This is a genomic window from Anaerolinea thermophila (assembly GCF_020723905.1).
GTDB lineage: Bacteria > Chloroflexota > Anaerolineae > Anaerolineales > Anaerolineaceae > Anaerolinea > Anaerolinea thermophila_A.
In genome coordinates, this window is sequence record NZ_DYHZ01000003.1 from 208,763 (window position 1) to 231,176 (window position 22,414).

Below are 22,414 nucleotides of genomic sequence, written 5' to 3' on the forward strand. Positions count from 1 at the left end.
CTATGAGCGATCGTATTGTAATCGAACAGGTTACCCGTATAGAGGGACATGCCCGGGTTTCAATCTTTCTCAATGATGATGGTTCAGTGAAGGATGCTCAGGTGCACGTCACCCAGGTTCGAGGGTTTGAAAAATTTGTCCAGGGACGTCCCTTCTACGAGATGCCTTCTCTAACTGCTCGAACCTGCGGTATCTGTCCCGTGAGCCATTTGATTGCCTCGGCAAAAGCCTGTGATCAAATTCTCTCTGTCCGGATTCCCCCGACAGCAATCAGCCTGAGACGTATCCTCAATCTTGGACAAATTATTCAGTCTCATGCCCTGAATTTCTTTTACCTTTCTTCGCCAGATCTTTTGCTGGGCATGGATTCAGATCCGGCAAGACGGAATATTCTGGGTGTAGCGCAGGAGCATCCGCAATTTGCCCGTGATGGTATCCGTTTGCGCCAGTTTGGACAGCAGGTTATCGAACGCCTGGCTGGGAAGCGCATCCATCCTGCCTGGGTGATTCCAGGAGGAGTGGCATCCCCACTGGATCCCTCGGCAAGAGAACAAATCCTCCGGGAGATTCCCGAGGTGAAGAATATCATTCAGCGCACGCTGGACTGGTATAAGAAGAACCTGAATGCTTACCAGGAATACATCCGGACATTTGCGAACTTCCCCAGTTTATTCCTTGGGTTGGTCAACAAAGAGGGACGGCTGGAACATTATCACGGTTATTTGCGTGTAGTCACTGCGAGGGGCAGTATTCTTGCCGATCAATTATCGGTAGAAGATTATGCGGATTACATTGGGGAAGCGGTCGAGCCATGGAGTTACTTGAAGTCACCGTATTACAAGCCTCTGGGATATCCCGGGGGAATGTATCGGGTGGGTCCGTTGGCGCGGTTGAACATCGCGAATGAGTGTGGCACACCGCTGGCAGACCAGGAACTGGCAGAGTTTCATTGTCTGGATAAAGGCGCTGTTTTGAGTTCTTTCCATTACCACTATGCCCGCCTCATTGAAATTCTGTACGCCATTGAACGCATTGAGCAGCTGCTGGATGATCCTGATATTCTCTCGACCAGTGTGCGGGCGCACGCCGAGGTTAACAACCTCGAGGGAATTGGAGTCAGCGAGGCGCCACGGGGTACCTTGATCCATCATTACAAAGTTGATGAGTATGGCTTGATTCAATGGGCAAACCTGATTATAGCGTCTGGTCATAATAACCTGGCGATGAATCGTGGGGTATTACAGGCGGCAAGATACTATGTAAAATCGGCGCAACTGACCGAAGGGATGCTCAATCGTGTGGAAGCAGTGATTCGCGCCTTTGATCCCTGCCTGGCTTGCTCCACTCACGCCGTTGGACAAATGCCACTGGCAATTGAACTGATTGCTCCAGACGGTAGAGTGGTGGATACCCTGGTGCGTGGAGAATAAACCTCGATAGCAGTCCTCCTCAAGGCTTTAGAAAAGAGCGGAATCTTTGCACAGGTTTCGCTCTTTTCAATTATCTGTGAATGGTTCAGGGAGATTGAGGTGGAATAGGGATTTCTACACGCGGAGTGTATCCATGCTTCTCGGCGGCGATAAAAGTGGCGTATGAGGGTTCACTGCAACCTGGCTCATCGGGAATTCGCACCGATGTCTGATATGTGCCAACTGGTTTGAACACCATTTGCCCCTTGATACAAACCCATGCTTCCACAATATAAGGGGTTTGTTCCGAATCATCCCCGGCTCGCAGGAGTAAAGGATTCCATGAAACAATGATTTCATTCCCTTCTCGTCTGGCTGTTATTCCGCCTGGAGAGGGGTAATAGGGAGAAATGGGCAGTTTGACCTCCCAGGCGCTGACCGGCTCGAGGGTTTGCCAGTCTCCCTTAAATTCAAGGTAATCTGCCCGTACCCAACAGCGATTACTTCCGCCGATCGCTTGAATCTCAACATAATTGCTCCCAATCACCCGCCGTAAAACCTCAATATTGCTTCCCTTGTACACACCATATTTGTACAAATATGGCGCGCCTGGACCGTAGTGGCAAACCGCCTGTTCGATAATCACTTTTGCACGCAGTTTGGTATAGGTGGGTGCCGGGCTGGGAGTGACGGTTGGGGTTATGGTTTCGGTTGGAGATGGGGTAACGGTTTTTGTCCGGGTTGGAGAAGGATTTGGGGTTGGGGTAGAAGTAATAGTAGGCGGCACAGGAGTGGAGGAGGAAGTGGGTAAAGAAGTTCCGGTGGGATTTTCTTGGGTTATGGCAGGCGGTAACGATTGTGGGAACACAGTGCTGCATCCCGTCCCAATCAGCAACAGCAATGAAATCCAGAAAAACATTAACAACAAGGAAGGTTTCATAAAAAGAAAGGCGCTCCCGGCGGGACTCGAACCCACAACCTACTGATTCGAAGTCAGGCGCTCTGTCCACTTGAGCTACGGGAGCGTTGCCTGTATTATACCCGAAAACAGGCTCTCTGCGTGCATCAGTTTTTACTTTACCACCAGCACCGGGCAGGTTGCCATACTGATTACCTTTTGGGTCTGGCTTCCCATAAGTAAACCTGTGATCCCCCCTCTTCCTTTGCTACCAATGACGATTAAATCGCACTGGTGTGCTTCTGCAACATTCATGATCCCCTCAGCAGGAGATTGAAATACCAGTTCGCGACGAATCTCCACTCCTTCTCCGACCAGGGCACTGGCTTCATCAATCAATCGGTTGCCTTCCAGCGTTTGTTCGGCAATCCACCGCTCTGCCATTGGGTCGCTGGACACCCAGGGTACCGCTCCTACAGCGCAGACAATTCGCACCACACAATCTTTCTGCTCACGCGCCAGATTTCCGGTTAATTCAGCGGCACGGCGAGAGTGTTCAGAACCATCGTAAGCAAGGAGAATTTGTTTGAACATATTTCCTCCTCCATTTTTCATTATAACCATCAAGAGGAGAAAATAAACAGGCTGGCGAGAAAAAACTCGACCAGCCTTAAAAACGATCCCGTAAAAACTTCTTAACGTTTACCTCCATCCCAAACCACAAAGGGCATGTTCACAACGACGTTGGTGGGAGTTAAAACCAGTTCTCCATTGGCTTCTGCCTGTTTGATTTCTGTCTCAGATTTCAGTTCACGAGCCTTTGCGTCCTGTACCCACTTTACCAGGATAATTTCCCGTAATGGTGTGTAGCCCTGGCTGGATGGCGGATGGTTAAAGACATCTGGTTGGTATCCGAGAGGTCCATCTCCCTTAACACCATTCTCGAACACGTAAACCTGAGCCAACGATTCAGATGGTACATTTGCCAGTGAGGGTACGGTAAGTACCGGAGATTTCATCATATTCGTCAGTTTCTCGGCAATTTGTGGATCAGAGGCTTCGGTATGAACAAAGTAAATCTCTTTTCCCTCTGCATAGGCTTTACCTGCAGGATTTTGGGCATAATTGCCGCTGGCGGTAGGTTGTGTATTACAGGCTGAGAAAAGCACGCTTAACAAGAAAAGAAGAGTAAGTGGGATCAAAATACGTTTTGTCATCATGTTATCTCCTAAATTTTTTTGTTTCTTAATCTTAGGCTGTTGGTTACGACAAAGACACTGCTGAACGCCATTGCCAGTGCCGCAAGCATAGGAACGAGATACCCCAGCGCTGCAGCAGGGATGAGGATAGTGTTGTAGAAGAAAGCCCAGAACAGGTTTTGCTTAATCGTTCGCAGGGTTGCCCGAGAGAGTCGAATGGCTCGAGGTACCCCTCTTAAATCGCCACTGATGAGGACAACGGGAGCAGATGCCATTGCCACATCCGTCCCGGTGCCGATAGCAATGCCAATGTCCGCCTGAGCAAGCGCCGGCGCATCATTGACGCCGTCGCCCACCATAGCCACGGCATTGCCCTGTTCCTGCAATTTCTTAATTTCGGCTGCTTTTTCGCCGGGTAAAACCTCTGCCAGCACCTCATCAATTCCAGCCTCTCGGGCTATGGCAAGGGCTGTCGGACGATTATCTCCAGTCAGCATGGCTACTTTAATCCCCATCTGATGAAGTTCTTCGACGGCTTCGCGGGAACCGGACTTAATGGTATCGGCAATTCCAATCACTCCCACAGGCTGATCGTTTACCACCACAAGGACAGTGGTTTTTCCTTCCTGTTGCAATCTCTCAATGGATGGCTCTACACTGGTTAGCGCATATCCTCGCTGAATCATCATGCGAGGACTTCCCACCACCACTTTTAATCCATCAACTTCGGCTTCTACACCATTTCCTGCAGTTGCAAGAAATCCTTGCGGTTCGCTTAACTTCAAATCCCGGTTTCCGGATTCGGCAACAATGGCTTCTCCCAGTGGGTGTTCAGAGCCTTTTTCCACCGATGCAGCCAGCCTGAGAATGTCATTCTGGTTAAAGTCTGATGTGAGAGGAAGAATGTCTGTTACGGCGGGTTGTCCGCGAGTGATGGTGCCGGTTTTATCCAGCACAACTATTTTCACTGTTCCAGCGCGTTCAAGGGCTTCGGAATTTTTAAAAAGGATGCCCAGTTCTGCGCCTTTTCCAGTTCCTACCATAACCGCTGTTGGGGTGGCTAAACCCATTGCGCAGGGACAGGCAATCACCAGCACAGCCACCATGGTAATCAATGCCCGGGTGAATGGAGTTATGTCGGAATTTACAGGCAGGGGAGGTCCAAAGAACAACCAACCCAGAAAAGTGAATACTGCAATTACAATCACTGCCGGCACAAATACAGCCGAGATGCGATCAACCAGTTTTTGTATGGGGGCTTTGGAGGCTTGGGCTTCTTCGACCAGTCGAATGATTTGAGCAAGAGCCGTATCTTTTCCGATGCGAGTGGCTTCAAATTTAATCAGCCCAAGTTTATTCAGCGTACCGCCGATGACCATTGCCCCGGGACCTTTTTCTACCGGCAGCGATTCTCCCGTGAGCATGGATTCATCCACTGATGAACGTCCTTCAATCACAATGCCATCTACTGGGATTTTTTCACCCGGACGAACCATCACAATGTCGCCAATCTGAACTTCATCCACAGGGATTTCCATTTCTTGCCCGTCACGGATGATGCGGGCGTTTTTTGGACGCAATCCCATGAGTTTCTTAATGGCTTCGCTGGTTCTACCCTTGGCACGGGCTTCAAGCAGTTTTCCCAGTTTGATCAGCACAATAATCACCGCGGCGGTTTCAAAATAAACATGACCGGAAATCCATCCCAGGGTGACAGGGATGGAGTAGAGAAATGCCGCCGATGTCCCCAGCGCAACCAGCACATCCATATTAGCGGACCCGTTGCGCAGGGATTTATACGCACCGATGTAATATTGTCGTCCAACGTAGAATTGCACGGGTAACGCCAGTACCAGCATTACCCACTTAATCCAAGAAGAATGGGAAACGGACATGGGTAAAAAGCCCAGATCCCCCGCCATAGAAAGGACGAACAATGGTATGGCGAAGATTAAACCAATAATCAGATGCCGCTTTTGCTGTTCAATCTCTTTTTGACGGGCAATACTTTCGGCATCTTCTGTCTCTACGCCTTCTTCAGCCGTTTCAAATCCCAGAGCATGAATGGCGCGACGCAGTTCTGTATAGGTGATTACAGTCGGAATGTAGCGAATGCGTACCCGCTCGCTGACTACTGAAACCTGGACGGATAACACACCCTCAAGGCTGGCAAGGCTTTTTTCCAGTCTGCGCGCGTCGTTATCATCGCTCATGCGTTTTAAGAGAAAATCTGCTTCGCCTGTGGCTACGCCATATCCGGCCCGTTCAATCCGTTCAATCAGATCCGTTAATCCTGCCAGTGAGGGGTCAAATTCCACGCTGGCGCGCTCGGATGAGAGGTTTACAATGGCAGTTTGCACCCCCTTGACCTTTTTCAAATTGCGCTCAACGGTTGCAACACAATTGGCGCAGGTCATTCCGGTAACCGGCAAGGTAATTTGTTTGGTTTGAGGCATACTTAACCTTCCCTTCTTCAAATAAAAGAGGGATTCTCAAATGGGGTTGGCAAGCCTGGAATTAACTTTCAGGTGGGTAATTGATTTCCCGAAGTGTCGCAACAATCTGCTCTTCTGTAGCCGGGGCATCAAAGGTAATCACAGCAATTTTGGTGTCTTTATCCGCCTTTACCTCTTTGATGCCCGGGAGTTCGCTCAGTTCAGAAGTAATGGTATGAACACAGTGGTTGCAGGAAATGTTGGGAATCTTGTAAGTGACAGTTTGCATGGATACCTCCAGTATGTTGTGTTTTATACACGAGTTGCGGCTTCAAAGACATCGCTGATTTCTTTCAAGACGCGTTCTCGTTCTTTGGGGTCCTCACCTTGAACGGCGGTAATGACACAGGAGTTCAGGTGCTGTTCGAGAAGGAGCGTGCTGACCTTATTGAGCGAAGATTGCACAGCCTGTATCTGACGGATGACGTCAATACAATATGCATCTTCCTCAAGCATTTTCTGAATACCCCTTAAATGCCCTTCGGCAATCTTCAGTCGATGAATGGCTTCGCTTCGATCATGCATACAAAATCCTCCTGGTTGCCCCACCCCCCTGGGGGGGGGTAAAAATAGTATATCATGAAAATGCAGAAAATCAAGAGGAATTAAATCCACTTTACATTGTCAGAGATAAAGAGAGAAAAAGAAAGGATTTTTCTGAGAAGATAGATTATCTCGTTAATCGCAATCGAAAATCTGGCATTTTGGACAGAAGTGGGTGCCTCTTTGCCCTACAGTTATGCGCTCAATAGGGGCTCCGCAGTTCAAACATGGCTCGCCTGTGCGTTGATACACCCGGAAAGAATTTTGAAACTCACCCCCGCGATACACCCAATCAATGCTGGCGCCGTTTTTTTGAATGCCTTCCTCCAAAACCTGTCGAATAGCACTGAGGAGGCGTGTGCTTTCTTCCTGATTTAAAGTGTGAGAGAGACGCCTGGGGTGTATTTGTGCCAGGAACAATGCCTCATCGGAGTAAATGTTGCCCACACCTGCCAGAAATCTCTGATCCAGCAAAAGGGGTTTGATCTGGCGTCGATATGTTAGCAACCGCTCATGAAACTGCTCTGGAGACAGGGTTTCATCCAGAGGTTCGGGTCCCAGATTTCCAATGATTTGATTGGGATCATCAACCAGCCAGACTCGCCCAAATTTCCTGGCGTCATTGAAAACCAGTCGAAGCCCATCAGAGAATTCAAACCACATGCGATCGTGAGATTGCAGGGGAGAGGTTGACGGTTCAACTCTTAAGTCGCCGCTCATGCGCAGGTGAATAAACAGATGTGCCGAACGCAACTTGATCCAGATGAACTTTCCCCGCCGATGGATTTCTCGAATTTCTTCCCCTGTAATTTTTTCCTGAAATGTTATCAGGTCTGGATGGGCAACCGTTTTTTGCCAGGCAATCTTTGTAGATACAATTTGCTTCCCTGAGATGGATGGAGCCCCCCTGCCTCCATCCCGTAATGCTGAAACAATCGTCTGAACTTCAGGTAATTCAGGCATGTGGTCAAAATGGATTACTCGTTAAACATCTCGCCGACACTGCGTCCCTGATTGGCGCGGAGGATCACTTCACCCAGTAAGGGGGCTACCGATAAGATTTTTAACCGGTCACCAAACAGTGCCTTCTTTTCATCCGGGATGGGGATGCTATCCGTGGTGATAAATTCTGTAACGGGCAAACTGGCTAACCGTTGTGCAGCATTGGCAGAAAAGACCGGGTGTACAAATACCATGTACACATTCCGTGCCCCATTTTCTTTGAGAATATTCACCGCTTCAACCATGGTTCCGCCAGTGTCAATCTCATCATCTACCAGAACGCAATCCCGTCCACTGACTTCACCAATGATCGTCAATGCGCGCGCTTTTGCATCGTTAGCCACACGACGTTTTTCGATAAATGCCATGGGGGCATCAATCGCTGCGGCAAAGTTTCTACCCTTCTTCGCAAACCCAAGGTCAGCAGTGACCAGAACAGGGGAATGCATTTTGGGTTTGATGGAGTGAAGGTAATCTACCAGAATGTGAAATGCTGTCAGCACATCGCCTGGAATGGTGAAGAATCCCTGAATTTGCCCGGCGTGAAGATCTAAGGTGATATAGCGGTCTGCGCCAGCCACCTCAATCATATCTGCAACCAATCGCGCTGTAATGGGAACGCGAGGCTGATCCTTCTTGTCTGAGCGAGCATAACACAGGTATGGTATCACCGCAGTGATTCTTGCTGCCGAGTCTAGCCGCAGGGTTTGAATCATAATGAGCAATTCCATCAGGTTGCGGTGTACCGGAGCGGAAGTTGTCTGGATGACGTAACAGTCCTGTCCGCGAACACTGCTGTGCAGTTTTACAAAGAGGTTTTCGTTAGGAAAAACGACCACATCCCGTCCATTAACAGGAACCCCCAGATACTCAGCAACTTTATTGGTAAGTTCGGTGGATGCGGAGCCTGCATACAGTTTAATATCTCCATACATCCTTTCATGTCGCCCGTGGTGCATATTACGCTTCCTCCCGTGTGGTTGCCTGCCACTCCGAACGAAGCACAGACATTACCACCATATCTGAATAGTATCCATTTCGATAAACGGCTTGTCGTAAGACTCCCTCTCTCACAAAGCCAGCCCGTTCATAGGCTCGAATACCTCTCACATTTTCAACGTCAACGCGCAGGTACACGCGATTTAAGTTCAAGGTTTCAAAGGCGTGTTTTACCATTAGTTGCATGGCTTCTCTTCCAAATCCCTGGTTCCAGAACCGTTTGTCTCCTATCAGAATGCCAACTTCTGCACTGCGATGCACCCAATTTAAATCAAACAGGGAAATGTTACCGATCAGACGCCAGTCATCCCCTTCTTTTGCCTCAATGGCAAGGGGACGTTCTGGTTTTGGATGCTTCAAAACCTGTTCGTACCACATCTCTTCTTCTTCCAAAGAGAGGGGGATGTTCACTGTGATAAATTGCCGTACCTCTGGATCGCCAAGCCACTCGACAAAGAAAGGCAAATCACTTCGCTGAATCGGTCGAAGTCTTATCCGTTGAGAAGAAATCATTTTTTTCTCCTGATTTTACAACCTTCAATTATAAGCGAGGTTACCTGAATTGTTTTATGGCTTTTCTTAAAATCCAGTAGTTTTTTAGAACCAACATTTGCAATAAAAGTCCCCACACCTTTAGGGTGCGGGGACAAGAGGACAAGACTAAACCGGGTTATGGTTCGGTTTTTTTCTCTTCTGGCAATTCCACGCGGATATGCAGTTCCTGCAACTGCTTTTCGGTAGCAGGAGAGGGAGCATCCGCCATCAGATCGCGAGCGGCCTGGTTCTTGGGGAAAGCGATGACCTCCCGGATATTGGGCTCATCTGCCAGAAGCATCACCAGACGGTCAATTCCCGGTGCCATACCACCATGGGGTGGTGCGCCGTACTCAAAGGCTTCCAGCATATGCCCGAATTTGCGCTGGATATCTTCATCCTTCAAACCCAGCAGTTGGAAAATCTTAAATTGGATATCCCGCCGGTGAATCCGGATGGAACCGGAAGCCATTTCGTAGCCGTTACACACCATATCATAAGCATCCGAAAGAATGCTGGCTGGATCGGTGTCAAATTTATCCAGGTCTTCCATCTTGGGCATCGTGAAGGGATGGTGTGCAGCGTCCCATTTTTTCTCTTCTTCATTCCACTCAAACATCGGGAAATCCACCACCCAGGCAAATGCCAGCACGTCCCTGTCGGCTAATTTAAGTCGGTCTCGGAAATACAATCGCAGTGCCCCCAGTGTCTTATTGGCAACCTCTCGGGTATCGGCAACAAACAATACCAGGTCTCCTGTCCTGGCACCGGTCAATGCCTGCAGGGCTTCGACCTCTGCGGGGGTTATGAATTTCTGCGCTGTGCCTTTGATCCCTTCAGCAGTCAATGCCAGCGTTGCCAGCCCTTTTGCGCCTTGTTCTTTTGCAAAGGTTGTCAGGTCATCCACCTCTTTACGGGTGTACTCGGCGCATCCTGGGGCTACAATGCATTTGACCACCCCCCCGCTTTTTAACGTGTTCTGGAACACCATGAAGGAACTGTTTGCAAAGATGGTACTGCAGTCGTGTAGTTCCAAACCAAAGCGAAGATCTGGCTTATCGGTGCCGTAACGCTCTACTGCCTCACGATAGGTAAGTTTGGGCCAGGGGGAAGCCAGCAAACGTTTGTGGGGAGCGACGGCAGGAATCATTGCGGTAAACAAACCTTCCACCATGTTCAGCACATCATCCCGCTGGACAAAAGACATTTCCAGGTCCAGCTGGGTGAATTCGGGCTGACGGTCACCGCGCAAGTCTTCATCGCGGAAGCACCGCGCAATCTGGAAATAACGATCCACACCAGAGACCATCAGTAATTGTTTTAATTGTTGTGGGGATTGAGGAAGCGCATAGAACATCCCCGGATGAACCCGGCTGGGCACCAGATAGTCACGGGCGCCTTCCGGCGTGGTCTTGAATAAAATGGGCGTTTCTACCTCAATAAACCCCTGCTGATCCAGATAGTCCCGGATGAACTTGACCACTTTGTGACGAAGGATGAGATTGCGCTGCATACGTTCCCGGCGCAGGTCAAGATACCGGTATTTTAAACGCAGGCTTTCCTCTACCTCTTCCTCTTTATTGACCAGGAAAGGCAATGGTTTCGCAGGGTTTAAGACTTCGCATTCCAGTACATCAACTTCAATTTCTCCGGTAGGCAGGTGAGGATTTTCTGCTCCTTCCGGGCGTCGTCGAACAACCCCTTTGACCTGGAGGACCCATTCTGCGCGAGCACTCTGGATCACCGCCACCTTTGGGTTGGAAGGATTGGCAACAATTTGAACAATACCGTATCGATCGCGTAAATCAATAAAAGTAATACCGCCATGATCTCGCTGCCGGTGCACCCAGCCAGACAGGATAACCGTTTGTCCAACATGAGTGGGGCGTAGTTCGCCACAAGTATGTGTCCGGTACATTTAGCACTTCCTCATTCACAAAATATTCTTAGACGGCAATTTTAACACAGCCGATGGTTTCCACCAAACCGAATTTGCTGGTAGAAAAGTTGGTTGTCGTTAGTCCAGAAGGTATTTCACAGCTTCGGCTGGGGAAAGTTCCCGTTGAAGCACACGTTCCACTACCTGATTAAGACGGGTTTCTCCAACCTGGTGCTTCCAATGTTCCAGCAAAATCTCCTGGACGCGTTCCAGAATTTCGGTGAGCACCCTGCTTCTTTCACGCGTTGTCCAGAGAGAATGTGTTTTCAGATATTCTCCATGGCGGAAGATGGCATCGATAATTTCTACAATTCCTTCTCCGTTAACAGCGCTGGCGCGCAATAGAGGAGGTTTCCAGCCATTCTGTTCCCTGGTTTGGGGGAACATTTCCAGCATTAAATTGAGTGCACGAAGGGTATTTTCTACTCCGGGTAGATCCGCCTTGTTCACCACCAGAATATCGGCGATTTCCAGAATCCCCGCCTTGATTGCCTGAACGTCATCTCCCAGACCCGGTGCATCCACCACAATGACTGTGTGGGCAAGACGGGCAACTTCGACTTCTGATTGTCCAGTGCCTACCGTCTCCACCAGGATCATGCCGAAACCGAGAGCGTCCAGTACCTGAACGATAGCAGATGTTGCCCTTGCCACCCCTCCCAGTGCACCGCGGGAAGCCATAGAGCGGACAAACACCCCGGAATCGCCTGCTAAATCCCGCATACGCACCCGGTCTCCCAGTAAAGCGCCGCCTGTAAATGGGCTGGATGGATCCACTGCCACAATTGCGACTTTAGGAGCGTCCTGGCGTGAACGAATAGCCTTTGCTAACTGGTTTGCCAGAGAGGATTTGCCCGTTCCTGGTGCTCCTGTCAATCCGACAATGTGGGCATTACCCGTTCGCGGGTAAAGACGTTGCAGTGCCTCTTGCCCAAAAGAAGTGTTGTTTTCTACCTGTGTCAGCAGACGGGCAATGGCAAGCCGTTCTCCTGCCAGGGCGCGTTCCACCAGGTCCATCAGACTTTTTCACCCAGTACGGCTTCTTGAATGTCTCGCACAACCACTTCTGTGCTGGTGCCGGGACCATAGACTGCATAAACTCCGGCTTCTTTGAGGGGAGGGATGTCCTCCTCTGGAATAATACCGCCCACAAACACCTTAACCTCTTCCTGCCCGTTTTTTCGAATCAGTTCAATGATTCGAGGAACCAGTGCCATATGTGCCCCTGAGAGAATGGATAGTCCAACCACGTCCACATCTTCCTGAAGGGCGGCTTCTGCAATCATTTCAGGGGTTTGACGCAAACCGGTATAAATGACTTCCATCCCTGCATCACGCAGAGCCTGGGCAATAATTTTTGCTCCACGGTCGTGACCATCCAACCCCGGTTTTGCAATGAGAACCCGAATCTTTCGATCGTTCATTGCTTTACTCCTCATTTATTCAATCAGTTCATCCTGGATTATAAACGGAAAGGCTCTCTTTTTCTCCGGACATTACTCATATTTTGAACATCCTTAATTCCTTTCTCTAAAAGGTTAGACAATCTTCCTTCTCTTTTGGATCCTTGCAGTATGATGTGATTGAAAAATTTTTTATGGTATATTTATTGAAAGAAATTGCAATAAAGAAATTTCTCACTATGTCAGAAAAGGAACCTGCTCAAACACTACACCAGCAGGGCTACCGTGTCACTCCTCAACGGCTGGCTATTTTGAACGTTATAGAAGAGAGTGATGGTCATCTCTCTGCTATGGAGGTGTACGAAAGAACGCGGAAAATCCTCCCGGGGGTGACCGAAGCCACTATTTATCGTAACCTTGATTTTTTAGTCGATCAGGGCTTGATTTTGATGGCGCACGTTGGAAGTGGGAAGGTTGTTTATGAGTCCACCCGTCGTTTGCATCATCATCTGATTTGCAGAAAGTGTGGTGCTTCTCAAGAAATTCCCCATACCCTCCTCACCAATCTCTTTGAGGAATTATCCCGAGTGAGTGGGTATCAGGTGGATACATTTCATGTAACGTTTTTTGGAATTTGTTCAAATTGTCAATCTGAATAAGAGGTTATATTTCATTCCTTTTTGAGGAGGTCAGTATGCTTTATTCTCCTGCTCCAATGCACATTCCAGACGGATTTCTTTCCGTCCCTCTATCCATTGCGCTTTGGATCATTTCGATTGTTGTCATTGCTCTGTCAACAAGACGGGTAAGTCAGGACCTTGGCGAACGTGAGGTTCCGGTGATGGGGGTGCTGGCTGCGGCTATTTTTGCCGGGCAAATGCTGAATTTCACCGTCACTGGTGGAACATCGGGGCATCTGATGGGGGCAGCCCTTGCTACGATACTGTTAGGTCCCTGGGCGGCTGTTCTCATCATGACCTGCGTAGTTGGTGTTCAAGCCCTGATCTTCCAGGATGGCGGACTGCTCGCTCTTGGAGCCAATTTGTTCAATATGGCAGTTGTGGGTCCTTTTGTTTCTTATCCCATCTACCGCTTTTTTCAACGGATGTCTACAGGACAAAAGTGGGGAGTATTTGTAGGCTCCTTCATTGCTGCCTGGACTTCAATTTTCATTGCTTCTCTTGCAGTAGCCTTGCAACTGGCTTTGTCGGGCACTTCACCAGCAAATATCGCATTTCCGGCAATGGGGGGTATCCATGCTCTCATTGGCATTGGGGAAGGCTTAATCACTCTGGGTGCAGTCAGCCTGATTTACGCTTCGCGGCGCGATTTGTTGAAACTGGGTGAACCTCAACCAAAAGGCAGTACGCTGATCTGGATTGGTGGAACCCTTCTGGCAATTCTCCTGGCGGTACTTTCCCCCTTAGCCTCCAGCAATCCGGATGGGTTGGAATGGGTAGCGGAACAGGCCGGGTTCCTGGAGAGAGCCAGTGAACCATCTTTTACCATTATTCCTGATTACATCTTCCCGGGTATTCCCAATGAAACTCTTGCTACAATCATTGCGGGAATTTTGGGAACTCTCTTGGTTTTAGGTGTAACCCTCGGGATTGCCTATCTGCGCCGCCAAAAGACTGCCTGAAAACAGAGATCAACCTGTAGCCGGGTATCCAGTAAACCATGCACGCACATTTCCTTGACCCGTACAAGCCTCGTTCCAGCCCCATCCATCAACTGGATGCCCGGCTAAAAGTTCCGTTAGTCATTGCTTTCATTCTTACCACTTCCCTGATCCCTATTGGGGGATGGCCCTTTTACATTTTCTTGACTGCGGTACTCCTCTCGGCTGAAATCCTCAGTGATTTGGGAATTCCGTTTTTCTTTAAGAGAGCAGCACTTGCACTACCTTTTGTTCTGGCAGCGCTGCCGGTTCTTTTCACTCAAACAGGTAATGTTTGGGTGACTTTGCCGTTTGGGCTTACCATCACTGCCCCGGGAGTGGAGCGATTTATCAGCGTTGCGCTGAAGGCCTGGATTTCTGTTCAAGCCGCCATTTTGATGGCATCAACGACACCATTTCCTGAAATATTGCTGGCTTTGCGAGCATTGCGTCTCCCAAAAGTTCTGGTGTCCATCATTGGGTTGATGTGGCGCTATTTGTTTGTGATTGTAGATGAAACCATCCGAATGATGAATGCCCGTAATGCTCGAAGCGGAGAAAGCCCGAATCCTTCTTATAAACATGGGGGCAGTGTCTTTTGGAGGGCAAAGGTTACCGGTGGTATGGCAGGGAACCTTTTTATTCGCTCCATTGAGCGTTCGGATCGTATTTACCATGCCATGCTTTCCAGGGGATATGATGGTGAAATTCGGCATTTACCGCTCCCCTCTATTCCGGAGATTCAGCGCTGGATTTCTGTGGTGGTATTTGTGAGTTTTTTCCTTATCGTAGTTTTAGCCAGAGTTTTGTGGGGGTAAGTGATGAGTTGTGTCATTGAAGTCAAACGTTTGTCTTATTCGTATCCTGATGGACATCAGGCACTTCGAGAGGTTTCTTTCCATATCAGCCATGGCGAAAAAGTTGCCCTGATTGGTCCCAATGGTGCTGGAAAATCCACTCTGATTCTTCATTTGAATGGCATACTACCTGTTCAACAGGGAGAGGTTTTTATTGGGGATTTGCCAGTGATACCCAAAAACCTGGGACGTGTAAGGGCTATGGTGGGGCTTGTCTTTCAGACACCCGATGATCAGTTATTTTCTCCGACGGTGTTCGATGATGTGGCTTTCGGTCCCATTTATCAGGGATTGCCTCCTCAAGAGGTGAAAGAACGTGTCCATGAAGCCCTTTCGATGGTGCAAATGACAGAGTATGCTCCACGAGTATCTCACCATTTGAGTGTGGGGGAGAAAAAGCGCATTGCCATAGCCACAGTCCTTTCCATGAACCCTATTGCTTTGGTGCTGGATGAACCTACCGCGGGTCTGGACCCCCGTGCTCGAAGATCTCTCATTGAATTGCTTCGCCAGTTGCCCCAAAGTATGCTGGTTGCAACCCATGATTTGCCGATGGTGCGAGAATTATTCCCCCGCACGATTGTCATGGATCAGGGCCAGGTTGTGGCAGATGGTGCAACCGAAGCCCTTCTCAGTGATCAAAAGTTTCTGATTGAACATGGGCTGGTATCGTAGAAGCGATCCTGTCCTGGAAACCTCATCCCATTTTTCTCAAATGAATGAGAGGAAGCAAGTCTGGTTTTGTGGTATGATAGCGGGCATTGGAGTTGTTTATGGACGAGAAAATCACTATCATTGAGGGACCAACGCCCGTATTTGAAACCATTGATGATGGTTGGGCTTTAGGATTACATGAAAGCGCAGGCATGTACGCAACAGCGTTGACGCGGGTGCGTACATTCAATGGAAACGCACTTGTAGAACGGTGTCATAAAGCCTGGAGCCGCCAGGAACACATTTACCTGCATTTTCGGAATCGTCTGGGATTGGAAGAGCGTGCCCCTATTTTTGCCGCGCGTAATGTAACTACTCCTGAAGGAGATGTCCTCTTGCTGTGGTGTCGGTTGAAGCCTGAGGATCTGGAAGAAGAACCCGATTTTGACTTGCCAGACGACGAAGATAAGGATTAAATTGTCATATGCTCGATCTGACTGCTATTCGGGGGCAATTTCCGGCGTTAGAAAGGGAAGTGATCTTTCTGGATAATCCCGGTGGGACGCAGGTTGCACGTTCGACCGTCGATCGTATAGCTCAGTACCTGGTCGAATTCAATGCCAACCATGGTGGCGAATTTGAAACCAGCCGAAGGTCAGATGCCGTCATTGATCAGGCTCGCCAGAGTATGGCAGAATTCCTGAACGCCCATCGGGTAGAGGAAATCATTTTTGGTGCAAATATGACCTCTCTGACCTTTCAAATCAGCCGGTCTCTGGGAAAAATATTCTCTCCCGGGGATACGCTGGTTGTGACCCGATTAGATCACGATGCCAATATTTCCCCCTGGGTGCAACTGGCAGAAGATCGAGGCTTAACCATACGATGGGTAGATTTTCATCCTGAAGATGGCACTTTAAATCTTGAGGATTTTGAACAAGCTCTGAGCGAACATCCCCGTCTGGTTGCCTTTGGTTATGCTTCCAACGCTCTCGGTACAGTTAATCCCGTAGCCGAGATGGTTGAAAAAGCTCATCAGGCAGGTGCGCTCACGTATATTGATGCCGTACAGTATGCTCCACATGGTCCGATTGATGTTCAATCGCTGGACGTGGATTTTCTGGTCTGTTCAGCGTATAAATTCTTTGGCCCCCATGTAGGGGTTCTTTATGGGAAGATGGCGTTGCTGGAGTCCTTACCTGCCTATAAAGTTCGTCCAGCCTCGGAAAATCCCCCGGGAAAATTTGAAACAGGTACCGGGAATTTTGAGGGAATTGCTGGTGTTGCAGGGGCATTGGAATATCTGGAATGGGTCGGGAAAACTTTCGGAAGTGAAGTGGATGAAAGTATTCCCTCCCATTTATCTGGACGCAGGCGCTCTTTCAAAAAAGCCATGACTGCCATCCGGTCGTATGAGTATACACTCAGCCGGGCTCTGCTGGACATTCTTGAAGAAATTCCCGGAATAACTATTTATGGGATCACCAATCGGCGTCAATTGGAGCAAAGAGTCCCCACTGTCTCATTTACTTTGAAAGGCAAACATCCTCAAGAAATAGCCCGCTGGTTGGACAGGCAACATATTCAGGTTTGGAACGGGAATTTCTATGCCTTAGCGGTTACCCAACGTTTAGGGTTGGAAGATTCCGGAGGGCTGGTCAGGGTTGGACCGGTGCATTACAACACCCTTGAAGAACTGGAACGTTTGGGGAGCGCCCTCTGGGAAATGGCTAAAAAGGTATAATTTTGACTGGGGCTGTCTGGAAAAAAGACAGCCTCTTTACATTTTTCTCACTTGACCCCTGGGTCCATAGGTAAATGCCTATTTTAGCCCCACCAGATGTTTTTTTCCGACTAAGTTTTCCCACTGAGATCTGTCTAAAAAGAGAAAACAAGTCTTTTTGGATAGCCCCTTTTTTTATGGTTTTATTTTGTTGAAAGCCCTAAATAAGGATAAACGCCAGAGTGAGGGGGGCACCCTGACGTTTATCTATGGAATATTTTACTCACTTCTTCCAAAAAATCAAGGGTTAAAACTTACCTTAACCTTACGAATAACCTTAAAAATTCCTAAGAGTTTTTTAAAAATGAGTGCCCCAGGAGGGACTCGAACCCCCAACCAAGGCGTTAGGAGTGCCTTGCTCTATCCTTTTGAGCTACTGGGGCGCATCCAAATTATATCCGGAACCGTTCCGCCTTTCAAGAAAACCAGAAGTTCGCTTTGGGGTTTGATACTATAATCATTTTATCTGTAAAGAGGAGCACAAGTATGGAAGAGAAACAACATAAACGTGCTATCTGGGCATGGACGATGTATGATTGGGCAAATTCCGCTTTTGCCACAACCATTATGGCGGCAGTCCTTCCGGTGTATTATGCCTCGGTCGCTGCCGCTAATTTGCCAGGAAATCTTGCAACGGTTTACTGGGCTTATACCACATCAATTTCACTTCTCATTGCGGCAATTCTCAGCCCGATCCTTGGAGCAATTGCTGATTTCAGTGGAGCAAAGAAACGTTTTCTCACGATTTTCATGCTTTTAGGGGTGACTGCGACGGCTCTGCTGTACTTTGTCAGAACGGGCGACTGGCTGATGGCGTCAATCTTCTTTATCCTTGGCGATCTTGGTTTTGCCGGCTCGCTGGTATTTTACGATTCCCTGCTTCCTCATGTGGCAGGGCCAGATGAAATTGATCAGGTTTCTTCGCGTGGATATGCCATCGGGTACCTGGGTGGTGGTATATTGCTGGCAATTAATCTGGCAATGATTATGCTGGCGCCTCAGGAACTGACAGGATTAATGACACGTCTTTCTTTTGTCAGTGTTGCCCTTTGGTGGTTTGTTTTCAGCATTCCGTTGTTGAAGTGGGTATCTGAACCTCCTCGAAGAATCATGCCGGGTGAGAGTGGGAAAAATCCTGTTGCGGTTTCTTTTCATCGCCTTGGACACACCTTTCGAGAAATTACCCGTTACCGGGATTTGTTTATCTTTCTGGTGGCGTTTTGGTTTTATAACGATGGCATTGGTACCATCATCAAAATGGCAACCATTTACGGTGCGGAAATTGGGATTGGACAAACCACGCTGATAGGCACTCTCTTAATGGTGCAGTTTGTTGGAATTCCGTTTGCTTTCCTGTTTGGATGGCTTGCCAAACGGATTGGCACGAAACAGAGCATTTATTTGAGCCTGCTGGTTTATACAGGAATTGCCATTGCCGGGTATTTCATGCAAAAAGAATGGCATTTCTGGGCATTGGGGTTTGCGGTTGCCACTGTTCAGGGGGGGAGCCAGGCGCTCAGCCGTTCCCTGTTTGGTCGGATGGTGCCGAAGAGCAAATCGGCAGAGTTCTTTGGCTTTTTCAGCGTCTCGGAAAAATTTGCTGGAATTGCTGGACCGTTAATTTTTGGGCTGGTCAGCCAGTTTATGGGGAACAGCCGGTTGGGAATTATCTCTCTGATTCTCTTCTTTATAATCGGTGCAATCCTGCTAACTTTCGTAAATGAAAAAGAGGGTATCAGTGTTGCCGAAAAAGAAGAACAAGAGTTAATTGAAGCAGCGGTTTCTGCCTCCTGATAATTAACAAAGGGTATATTCTGGCTCTGCTTGATTTTTTTCATGCAGAGCCTTTTTGTTTTCAGAAAATCAGGGTTTCTGTTCCTTTCAACCAGTTTACTCATAAAAATCTTGTATTATGGAAACAAATGTTCTATAATGAAAACGTGGATACGTTTGAAAAGATGCGTCTTTTACAATCCGAGATGCGTTTGGAAGTGGCAGAGGATGTCTCTTTACCGGGATCTCCACTTACCAATTCACTTCCTGATGTGCCTTCTTTTTGTCCTGCGGATTTTCCAATTTCCACTGCAACGCTTCCCAATGGCAAGAAAATTCCCTTGTTGAAATCTTTACTTACTTCGGCATGTGAGCGGAACTGTCATTACTGCCCGTTTCGAATGGGGAGAGATTTTCGTAGAATTACTTTCAAACCGGAGGAACTGGCAAAAGCCGTTGTGGATTTAACCACCAGAGGGGTAATTCAAGGAGCATTTCTGTCCAGTGGAATTGCTGGAGGTGGTTTACGGACTCAGGATCGTCTGTTGGCAACCGCAGAGATTTTACGAAAAAAGTATCAGTATCAGGGTTACCTTCACCTGAAAATCATGCCTGGAGCGGAATATGATCAGGTTGTTGCCGCCATGCAACTGGCTGATCGGGTTTCGATCAATCTGGAAGGCCCAAATACACAGCGCTTACAGGCACTGGCTCCCCAGAAGATTTTTTTCGATGAATTGTTAGAACCTTTGCGCTGGATTGAGAAGATTCGGCAAACTCTTCCACCCTGGCAGGGCTGGAAATCTCGCTGGCCCTCCAGCACAACGCAATTTGTTGTCGGCGCCGTAGGCGAGAGTGATTTGGAGTTGCTATCTGTCACTGCATGGCTTTATCAAAAGGTCCGGTTGGGAAGAGCCTATTTCTCCGGATTTTCACCCACCTCTGATACTCCTTTTGAAGATCGCCCGGCCTGTTCTCCATGGAGAGAGCACCGCCTATATCAGGCTTCTTTTTTGTTACGCGATTATGGTTTTGATGTGGAGGATTTGCCTTTTACCCGGGAAGGTTACCTGCCATTAGAGACCGATCCGAAACTGGCATGGGCGCAAACTCATCTCATCCATAAGCCGGTAGAAATAAACCGGGCGGAAGCAAAGGAACTGTTGCGTGTACCAGGAATTGGCCCAAAAACTGCGCAAGCCATTTTATCGGCTCGGCGGAACCAGCGAATAAAAAGTGAAGATGACCTGAAACGCCTGGGTGTTCCCATCAACCGCGCTGCTCCGTTCTTACTGGTCAATGGGCGCCTTCTGCAGCATCAACTTCGATTGTGGTGAATCCGTGGAGAACTAAAAGCCATTAAAAAAGTAAAGTGCCCCCAGAGGAATTCGAATCCTCGTTTTGGCCTTGAGAGGGCCACGTCCTGGGCCGCTAGACGATGGGGGCATTCCAGAAAGCGGTTGGATTTTAACACAGCCTTTTTTTGATGTCAACAAAATCAGTGCCCTTTTGAGGTTATATTCTCTAATGGCATGGGGGTTTCTTCTGGCATAAAAACCCTCCCGCTGAAACTTCAGTGGGAGGGTTTGCTGTAGGTGTTACTGATCTACCAGCAAATCTTCCAGTTGCTTTCGGAAAAATTCCGGAAGGGCAAAGGCTGCCCTGTGTACCGCCGGGTTCAGGTAATTTAACCCTTCCGGGAATGGACGGGAGAGACCTGCGGTCCATGGCGTATTGGAAACATACATGAACCCAATGCCGCCTCCCGGGTAGGTGGGAATGAGGGCATGGTAATAAGCAGGGTGATCCACCAATCCCTTCACAAAAGTGAAAATTTCCCGAATGAGCGAAGCGTCAAAGAACATTTGCTCGCATTGGGTGGCGATAGCACCTCCGGGATTTAGGGCTTGCAACATGAGGCGGTAAAACTCTTCACTGAACAGGCGCTCAGCCATACCAATGGGATCGGTAGTGTCTGAGATGATCACGTCAAATTTCTCTGTTCCCGATTCCAGGAATGCAAAGGCATCCTGAACAACCAGGCGCGCCCGTGGATCTGCCCAGGGATCGCCAAAAGCGCTGAAGGCTTCTCTGGAGACTTCCACAACCCGGCGATCCAGTTCACAAACGACGGCTTCTTCCACAGAAGGATGTTTCAGGACTTGCTGAAGGCTTCCGCCGTCTCCGCCGCCGACAATGAGTACCCGTCGCGGGGCACCATGGGCAAGCATAGGAACGTGGGTGATCATCTCATGGTACCCGGCATTATCCCGTTCGGTTAACTGAATAATGCCATCCAGGACCAGTGTTTTTCCAAAGAATTCCGTATCCAGCAGGAGCAAGTGCTGGAAGGGGGTTTGTTCATCTACCAGCACTTGCTTGACCCGCAGGGATTTCCGGTAATACGGATGAAGTTGTTCGGTAAACCAGATCTCATTCACGGTTGAAAAATGTCCCCTTTGCTCTTCCCGCACGGAAAGTTTCTATAGTGAAAGCCGCAGCCTTTTCGGGATCGAATTTCTTGCAGGAAAAAATATCAATGTAAGCCGCGTTTGACTGGTTTGCAAAGTGTCCAGTGATGTTGCTGGTTTCAATCAGTTGAACGAGCGAATAACCGCTTACGCGTGGGTCTTCTCCGAAATCCACGATAATGGGCTCGCCAAACCGTTTCATTTCAATCAGGTCGCACAACTCAATGACGTAACGCCTGATTACCTCTGCGGAACGGATGCGCTCCGGGTCGCAATCGTAGAGATTCAAAACCAGATGCCAACCCCAGGGTTGGTCTGTGCCTTCGCTCCCCGGCATGAGCATTTCAAATGTATCAAGTTGGAAAGTGTTAACAGCAGTTGACATGTTCTGGTTCTCCTACAAGTTCTGCTACTCTTGCGACCTTGCGAATGGAGCACTGGGATGCGCCAAAGATATCTTTGATCTGGTTGATGAGCGGCGTGAGGTCCAGATCCAAATCGCAGGTAAACAGATCGACTGCACAATAGCCGTATTCGGGCCATGCGTGCAAACTGGCATGAGACTCAGCCAGCAAAAGGAAACACGTGAATCCATGAGGACTGAACGGGAAAAAGCCCTCATCGACCACAGTTAAACCGCTCTCTCGGACCGCTTTCGAGAATAACTGGCCGGCACGATCGCTATCATAAAGTAATTCTCGATTGCAATCCGAGAGATCGCAAATGTAGTGTTCCCCAAGTTTGAGTTGCGCGTTCACCTGAACATAACCCTCCCAAAAAGAAATATAATTATTG

At 48.7% G+C, this 22,414-nt stretch carries 23 protein-coding genes, 3 tRNA genes and 1 pseudogene; 9 read left to right on the forward strand and 18 right to left on the reverse strand.

Going from position 1 to position 22,414, the window contains the following annotated elements; translation table 11 throughout:
• The first annotated feature begins 2 nt into the window (after positions 1 to 2).
• Positions 3 to 1,430: a Ni/Fe hydrogenase subunit alpha gene (locus LHF31_RS05720; protein WP_298006881.1), complete on the forward strand. Its 1,428-nt coding sequence runs from the start codon at positions 3 to 5 to the stop codon at positions 1,428 to 1,430.
• Positions 1,431 to 1,515: 85 nt separating this feature from the next.
• Here the strand turns inward: LHF31_RS05720 and LHF31_RS05725 are convergent, their stop codons facing one another.
• The 13 genes from LHF31_RS05725 to LHF31_RS05785 form a co-directional block, all read right to left on the reverse strand.
• Entirely contained in the window at positions 1,516 to 2,349 is an 834-nt protein-coding gene (locus LHF31_RS05725) for a hypothetical protein (protein WP_298006878.1), read from the reverse strand.
• 11 nt (positions 2,350 to 2,360) lie between these two features.
• Positions 2,361 to 2,434: transfer RNA gene (locus tag LHF31_RS05730), tRNA-Arg, on the reverse strand.
• 47 nt (positions 2,435 to 2,481) lie between these two features.
• Complete coding sequence (locus LHF31_RS05735) at positions 2,482 to 2,901, reverse strand: universal stress protein (RefSeq protein ID WP_298006875.1); 420 nt, start codon at positions 2,899 to 2,901, stop codon at positions 2,482 to 2,484.
• Positions 2,902 to 3,002: 101 nt separating this feature from the next.
• Positions 3,003 to 3,527, reverse strand: coding sequence for a hypothetical protein (locus tag LHF31_RS05740; protein WP_298006872.1), 525 nt, complete (start codon positions 3,525 to 3,527; stop codon positions 3,003 to 3,005).
• 8 nt (positions 3,528 to 3,535) lie between these two features.
• Positions 3,536 to 5,962 (reverse strand): heavy metal translocating P-type ATPase, encoded by a 2,427-nt coding sequence (locus LHF31_RS05745; RefSeq protein ID WP_298006869.1) that lies wholly within the window; start codon positions 5,960 to 5,962, stop codon positions 3,536 to 3,538.
• A 61-nt stretch (positions 5,963 to 6,023) separates the two neighbouring features.
• Positions 6,024 to 6,230 carry a heavy-metal-associated domain-containing protein gene (locus tag LHF31_RS05750; protein ID WP_298006866.1) on the reverse strand — a complete coding sequence of 69 codons (207 nt, stop codon included), beginning with the start codon at positions 6,228 to 6,230 and terminating at the stop codon, positions 6,024 to 6,026.
• 23 nt (positions 6,231 to 6,253) lie between these two features.
• Positions 6,254 to 6,526 carry a metal-sensitive transcriptional regulator gene (locus LHF31_RS05755; protein WP_298006863.1) on the reverse strand — a complete coding sequence of 91 codons (273 nt, stop codon included), beginning with the start codon at positions 6,524 to 6,526 and terminating at the stop codon, positions 6,254 to 6,256.
• 153 nt (positions 6,527 to 6,679) lie between these two features.
• A complete protein-coding gene (gene mutM / locus LHF31_RS05760) occupies positions 6,680 to 7,507 on the reverse strand; it encodes a DNA-formamidopyrimidine glycosylase (RefSeq protein ID WP_298006860.1) in 828 nt (275 codons plus the stop codon).
• 14 nt (positions 7,508 to 7,521) lie between these two features.
• Complete coding sequence (locus tag LHF31_RS05765; RefSeq protein WP_298006857.1) at positions 7,522 to 8,505, reverse strand: ribose-phosphate pyrophosphokinase; 984 nt, start codon at positions 8,503 to 8,505, stop codon at positions 7,522 to 7,524.
• 1 nt (position 8,506) lies between these two features.
• Positions 8,507 to 9,058 carry a GNAT family N-acetyltransferase gene (locus tag LHF31_RS05770; RefSeq protein ID WP_298006854.1) on the reverse strand — a complete coding sequence of 184 codons (552 nt, stop codon included), beginning with the start codon at positions 9,056 to 9,058 and terminating at the stop codon, positions 8,507 to 8,509.
• Between the two features lie 157 nt (positions 9,059 to 9,215).
• Positions 9,216 to 10,997, reverse strand: a complete 1,782-nt coding sequence (aspS, locus tag LHF31_RS05775; RefSeq protein ID WP_298006851.1) for an aspartate--tRNA ligase — start codon at positions 10,995 to 10,997, stop codon at positions 9,216 to 9,218.
• A gap of 99 nt (positions 10,998 to 11,096) precedes the next feature.
• Positions 11,097 to 12,035, reverse strand: a complete 939-nt coding sequence (gene meaB, locus LHF31_RS05780; protein ID WP_303773811.1) for a methylmalonyl Co-A mutase-associated GTPase MeaB — start codon at positions 12,033 to 12,035, stop codon at positions 11,097 to 11,099.
• Positions 12,035 to 12,442 (reverse strand): cobalamin B12-binding domain-containing protein, encoded by a 408-nt coding sequence (locus LHF31_RS05785; protein WP_298006846.1) that lies wholly within the window; start codon positions 12,440 to 12,442, stop codon positions 12,035 to 12,037. The genes meaB and LHF31_RS05785 overlap by 1 nt, the downstream gene beginning before the upstream one ends.
• Before the next feature lie 155 nt (positions 12,443 to 12,597).
• On the opposite strand from LHF31_RS05785, the gene LHF31_RS05790 reads away from it, so the two are divergent.
• The 6 genes from LHF31_RS05790 to LHF31_RS05815 all read left to right on the forward strand — a co-directional run bounded on the left by LHF31_RS05790 (position 12,598) and on the right by LHF31_RS05815 (position 17,336).
• A complete protein-coding gene (locus LHF31_RS05790; RefSeq protein WP_298006842.1) occupies positions 12,598 to 13,080 on the forward strand; it encodes a Fur family transcriptional regulator in 483 nt (160 codons plus the stop codon).
• Positions 13,081 to 13,115: 35 nt separating this feature from the next.
• A complete protein-coding gene (locus LHF31_RS05795; protein WP_298006839.1) occupies positions 13,116 to 14,063 on the forward strand; it encodes an energy-coupling factor ABC transporter permease in 948 nt (315 codons plus the stop codon).
• Positions 14,064 to 14,101: 38 nt separating this feature from the next.
• A complete protein-coding gene (gene cbiQ, locus LHF31_RS05800) occupies positions 14,102 to 14,899 on the forward strand; it encodes a cobalt ECF transporter T component CbiQ (protein ID WP_298006836.1) in 798 nt (265 codons plus the stop codon).
• A gap of 3 nt (positions 14,900 to 14,902) precedes the next feature.
• Positions 14,903 to 15,613: an energy-coupling factor ABC transporter ATP-binding protein gene (locus tag LHF31_RS05805; RefSeq protein ID WP_298006833.1), complete on the forward strand. Its 711-nt coding sequence runs from the start codon at positions 14,903 to 14,905 to the stop codon at positions 15,611 to 15,613.
• Between the two features lie 98 nt (positions 15,614 to 15,711).
• Positions 15,712 to 16,068 carry a hypothetical protein gene (locus LHF31_RS05810; protein WP_298006829.1) on the forward strand — a complete coding sequence of 119 codons (357 nt, stop codon included), beginning with the start codon at positions 15,712 to 15,714 and terminating at the stop codon, positions 16,066 to 16,068.
• An 8-nt stretch (positions 16,069 to 16,076) separates the two neighbouring features.
• Positions 16,077 to 17,336, forward strand: coding sequence for a cysteine desulfurase-like protein (locus tag LHF31_RS05815; protein WP_298006826.1), 1,260 nt, complete (start codon positions 16,077 to 16,079; stop codon positions 17,334 to 17,336).
• A 348-nt stretch (positions 17,337 to 17,684) separates the two neighbouring features.
• Here the strand turns inward: LHF31_RS05815 and LHF31_RS05820 are convergent.
• Positions 17,685 to 17,758 (reverse strand) — tRNA-Arg (locus tag LHF31_RS05820).
• Between the two features lie 103 nt (positions 17,759 to 17,861).
• Between LHF31_RS05820 and LHF31_RS05825 the strand changes: the two genes are divergently transcribed.
• Both LHF31_RS05825 and LHF31_RS05830 read left to right on the forward strand, forming a co-directional pair.
• Complete coding sequence (locus LHF31_RS05825; RefSeq protein ID WP_298006823.1) at positions 17,862 to 19,169, forward strand: MFS transporter; 1,308 nt, start codon at positions 17,862 to 17,864, stop codon at positions 19,167 to 19,169.
• A 128-nt stretch (positions 19,170 to 19,297) separates the two neighbouring features.
• On the forward strand, positions 19,298 to 20,485 hold the full coding sequence (locus LHF31_RS05830) for a helix-hairpin-helix domain-containing protein (protein WP_303773817.1): 1,188 nt from the start codon (positions 19,298 to 19,300) through the stop codon (positions 20,483 to 20,485).
• Positions 20,486 to 20,521: 36 nt separating this feature from the next.
• On the opposite strand, the gene LHF31_RS05835 is transcribed toward LHF31_RS05830, so the two are convergent.
• The 4 genes and pseudogenes from LHF31_RS05835 to speD (LHF31_RS05850) all read right to left on the reverse strand — a co-directional run bounded on the left by LHF31_RS05835 (position 20,522) and on the right by speD (LHF31_RS05850) (position 22,377).
• A tRNA-Glu gene (locus tag LHF31_RS05835) sits at positions 20,522 to 20,594 on the reverse strand.
• Between the two features lie 152 nt (positions 20,595 to 20,746).
• Positions 20,747 to 21,589 carry a polyamine aminopropyltransferase gene (gene speE, locus LHF31_RS05840; RefSeq protein WP_298006816.1) on the reverse strand — a complete coding sequence of 281 codons (843 nt, stop codon included), beginning with the start codon at positions 21,587 to 21,589 and terminating at the stop codon, positions 20,747 to 20,749.
• Positions 21,582 to 21,908, reverse strand: a pseudogene (gene speD, locus LHF31_RS05845) (S-adenosylmethionine decarboxylase); the annotation flags it as partial. The pseudogene speD (LHF31_RS05845) and the gene speE, both read right to left, overlap by 8 nt.
• A gap of 79 nt (positions 21,909 to 21,987) precedes the next feature.
• The gene (gene speD / locus LHF31_RS05850; RefSeq protein ID WP_298006810.1) at positions 21,988 to 22,377 is read right to left on the reverse strand and encodes an adenosylmethionine decarboxylase; all 390 of its coding nucleotides are present in this window, start codon (positions 22,375 to 22,377) and stop codon (positions 21,988 to 21,990) included.
• Between the last annotated feature and the right edge of the window lie 37 nt (positions 22,378 to 22,414).